Consider the following 3,687-nt stretch of genomic DNA (forward strand, 5'->3'; position numbering starts at 1 on the left):
GCGTCAGATCTTGAAACGTATCGAGAACTGGTCTGTTCGATCTTTCACGACTACGCCGATCGGATAAGCTTCGCAAAGTCATGGATTGATCGCTTCTTATCTATTCAAAAGTTATGACTATCACTAAAGCCGCCGGCTGGGGCTTTGGAGTGGTTCGTCGTCGACCCGTCGACGGCCGTTTATACACGAGCGGCTGGGGCTTTGGCGGTCTTCACCGCCGATCCACGACCAGTTTTTTTATAAATGATCGACTGGGCCTCGCCGGAGATATCCACAGCACGGCCGTTCGACGTAGCAGAACGCGTCCGGAGAGACGCGAATCGAGGTCACCGCGTCAACCGATTTAAAAAGAACCCCCCGACAGACCGGTATCTCCTACCGCTTCCGACCGGACAGCGTCCCGGCCGCGCCGCGCAGCGCGCGGAGCGGGTTCGGGCGGCCGATGACGGTCTGAAGCCCGTACAGCGCGAGGACGGCCGCCAGCGCGCCCACCTGAACGATCTGCATCGGGTGGACCATCGCCACCACGCCGGCGACGAAGAAGGCGGCCCGGAGCCCGTAGGTCTGCCCGCGGCCGAACGCGAACCGGTAGTTGATCCCGTGGATGATCGCTATCGAACCGAGCAGCGCGAGGACGCCGGCCGACAGCGACGCGTAGCCGAAGGTGCCGGAGACGAGCTCCGGGTGGTAGGTGAACGCGAACGGGAGGACGAAAAGCGGCGCGGAGATGCGCAGCGCCTCCTTACAGCTCCCCCAGAACCCGCCGCCGGAGATGCCGCAGGTGACCGCGACGCAGGTCGCGATCGGCGGCGTCAGCCCGGCCAAGATGGCGGCGTAGAACACGAAGAAGTGGCCCGCGAACTCGGGCAGCCCGAACTGGCTGATAAGCGTCGGCGCGACGAGCAGCGCCACGACCGTGTAGGCGGCCGTCGTCGGCATCCCGAGCCCGAGGATGATACAGATGATCATCGCCAGCACGAAGGCGATGATCGCGATGCCGCCCGACAGGTCAAGCAGCGTGAGCGAGATGGCCGTCGGGACGCCCGTCGCCATGAGGATGTCGACGACGCCGTTGATCGCCGCGAGGATGATCGTCACGGGCGCGACGACGATCACCCCCTCACGGAAGCCGTCGACCGTCTGTTCGAGCGTGTCGACCAGCGCCTCGCGGTTGCTGTCGCCGTCCAGCAGCGCCTGGATCTGCGGGATCCCGATGCCGAAGACGATCATCGACAGCGCGGTGTACAGCGCGGCCGTCATCACCGTGTACTGGAGCACGCCCAGCACGTAGATCAGGATCAACAGCGGCACGCCGTACTTCACCGACTCGAGCACCATCGTCCGCCGGTCCATCTGCTCGCCGATCAGCCCGCTCATCTCGGGGTCGTCGATCTGCGGCGCCGCCACGTAGTGGACGGCCATCGCGATCGAGACCACCAGCACCGACGCCGGGATCAGCCCGGCGATGATGACGTCGACGTAGGTGACGCCCGTGATCAGCGACGCCATGATGAACGCCCCCGCGCCCATCACGGGCGGGAGGACCTGTCCGGACGTGGACGCGACCGCCTCGATCCCGCCGGCGGTCTCCGGTCTGATCCCGTTCTTCTTCATCAGCGGGATGGTGAACGAGCCGGTCATCCCGGCGTTAGCGGTCTGGCTCCCGTTGACGGAGCCGATGACCGCGCTCGCGATGACGGCCGTCTGGGCGATCCCCGAGTCGACGTACTTCGCCGACCGGACCGCCAGTCGGAGGATGAGGTCGAACGCGCCGTACGCCTTCAGCAGGCCGGCGTACAGGAGGAACAGCGCGATCCACGCCGCGACGAGCCGGGTGAGGAACCCGTAGAACCCGTCGACGCTCACCACGAGGATCCGGAGGATCCGCGACGGCCCGAGCCCCCCGTGGCTCAGCGCGCCGGGCATGTACGGTCCCGCCAGCCCGTAGCCGATCCCGATGAGCACGACCGCGAGGAACGTGATCCCGAACGAGCGCCACGTCAGGTAGATCATCGCGAGGGTGAACGCGAACGCCATCGCGATCTGCGGCTCGGTCGCGCGCCCGACCGTGTCGATCGCGACCTGCTGGTAGTTCAGGAAGAGGTAGCCGCTGGTCCCTAAGGTTATCAGCCCAGAGACGACGAGGAGCGCGACCTCGCCCCAGTTACGCTCGATCAGCGGATCGTCGAGCTCCGAGAGGACGTACAGCCCGAGGATGCCGCCGAGGAACGCCACGGCGTACTGGCCGCGGGGCATCTGCTGGGTGTACGAGTACCACATGACGATCATCCAGAACGGGATCGAGTAGGAGACGAGCGCCATGCGAAGCCGTTCTTCGATGCCGGACCCGAGCCGGAGGACCGCGAGCGCGACCCCGGCGACGCCGATCAGCCCGGCGACGCCGAGGATCGTCGCCGACCCGGCGAGTTCGTCGACGCCGAGGAGCGCCGGCGCGACGACGGTGGGGCCGAAGACGACGAGCGTCCAGAACGGCAGCGACAGGAGGTACAACCAGAGCTGTTTGCGGCCGCGGTCGCCCTCGGCGAGATCGAGCGACTCCTGGTCGCCGAGCAGGCCCTCGTCGGGTACGTCGGGGTCGTCTGGCGGATCGGTCGGATCGGTCGGAGTGTCTGAGTTGGTGGCCATCCGTCGGAAGGGTGGGGGCGTGTGTTACGGGTGAAAGTGGCGGTTTCCGCGCGGTGCGACTCGTCGGTCAGGTGGCTACTCGTCGCCGCGACTCCAGGAGTCGTTCCAGACGTCGTTCTCCTCGAAGAAGTTCGCCACGCCGGCGTGGATGTCGATGTCGGGGATCACGGTCTGGGTCATCGCCTCGGGCGAGTACTCCAGCGTCGTCGGGTCGGACTCGCGGAGCGTGTCCTCGTGCTCGATCGCCAGCCGGCAGATCTCCTCGGTCGCGCGGGCCGGGATGTCGGGGCTGAACGCCCACTGGCCGGAGAGCGCCCAGGCGGTGAGCGTGTCGGTGTACGCGGTGACGTCCTGCTCGTACCCGTACGGCTCGACCTCCTGTAAGATCGCGCCGGGGTGGTCCTCGATGACCTGGCGGAACTCGTCGTCGACCTCCAGCAGGTTCAGGCCGCCGCCGCTGCGCACGTCGACCTCCTGACACCAGCCGGAGAGGTTGACGCCGTTGGCGCCGTACAGACACAGCGCGTCGACGCGGCCCTCCTCGACGGCGCCCGGGATGTCCCCGGTGTCGACGTTGAGGATCTCGTTCTGCTCCCAGATGCCGGCCTCCATGAGGATCTCCTCGGTGAGCAGGCGCGTCCCGAACCCGGGCTGGATCGGGTAGATCGTGTAGCCGCCCTCGCGGAGGTCGGCGACGGACTGGACGTCGCTGCTCTCTAAGCCGACCCAGTGGATCTGCAGCGACGTGAACAGGAACCCCTGGTTCGGCAGCGTCTCGACGGGGTCCTCGGCGAACGGCCCCTCCTCGTTGAGCGCCTTCGACAGCGAGTTGTTGTCGACTCCCATCGCCGGGATCTGGCCGCTGTCGTACGCGTAGAGGTTCGCCGTCCAGCCCTGCGTCTCCTGAACGGAGATGTTGAGGAAGTCGCTGTGCTGGGAGGCGGCGCGGGCGAGCGCCTGTCCCGCGGCCTGCGTCGAACTGCCGGTGGACGTCCCGCCGATGGTGACCGTCACGTCGCCGCCGCCTCCCAGCACAGCGAC

General features: G+C 66.9%; 2 protein-coding genes. Both read right to left on the reverse strand.

Going from position 1 to position 3,687, the window contains the following annotated elements; genetic code table 11:
• Positions 1 to 375 precede the first annotated feature (375 nt).
• Positions 376 to 2,646 (reverse strand): TRAP transporter fused permease subunit, encoded by a 2,271-nt coding sequence (locus tag EXE46_RS16040; RefSeq protein WP_137689339.1) that lies wholly within the window; start codon positions 2,644 to 2,646, stop codon positions 376 to 378.
• 75 nt (positions 2,647 to 2,721) lie between these two features.
• Positions 2,722 to 3,681 carry a TAXI family TRAP transporter solute-binding subunit gene (locus EXE46_RS16045; protein ID WP_241981597.1) on the reverse strand — a complete coding sequence of 320 codons (960 nt, stop codon included), beginning with the start codon at positions 3,679 to 3,681 and terminating at the stop codon, positions 2,722 to 2,724.
• Positions 3,682 to 3,687 lie beyond the last annotated feature (6 nt).

This window comes from Halorubrum sp. GN11_10-6_MGM (genome assembly GCF_005435165.1).
Taxonomy (GTDB): domain Archaea; phylum Halobacteriota; class Halobacteria; order Halobacteriales; family Haloferacaceae; genus Halorubrum.

Coding starts and splice junctions, on each gene's coding strand:
- EXE46_RS16040 (WP_137689339.1), bottom strand. CDS start 2,646: ATGGCCACCAACTCAGACACTCCGACCGATCCGACCGATCCGCCAGAC.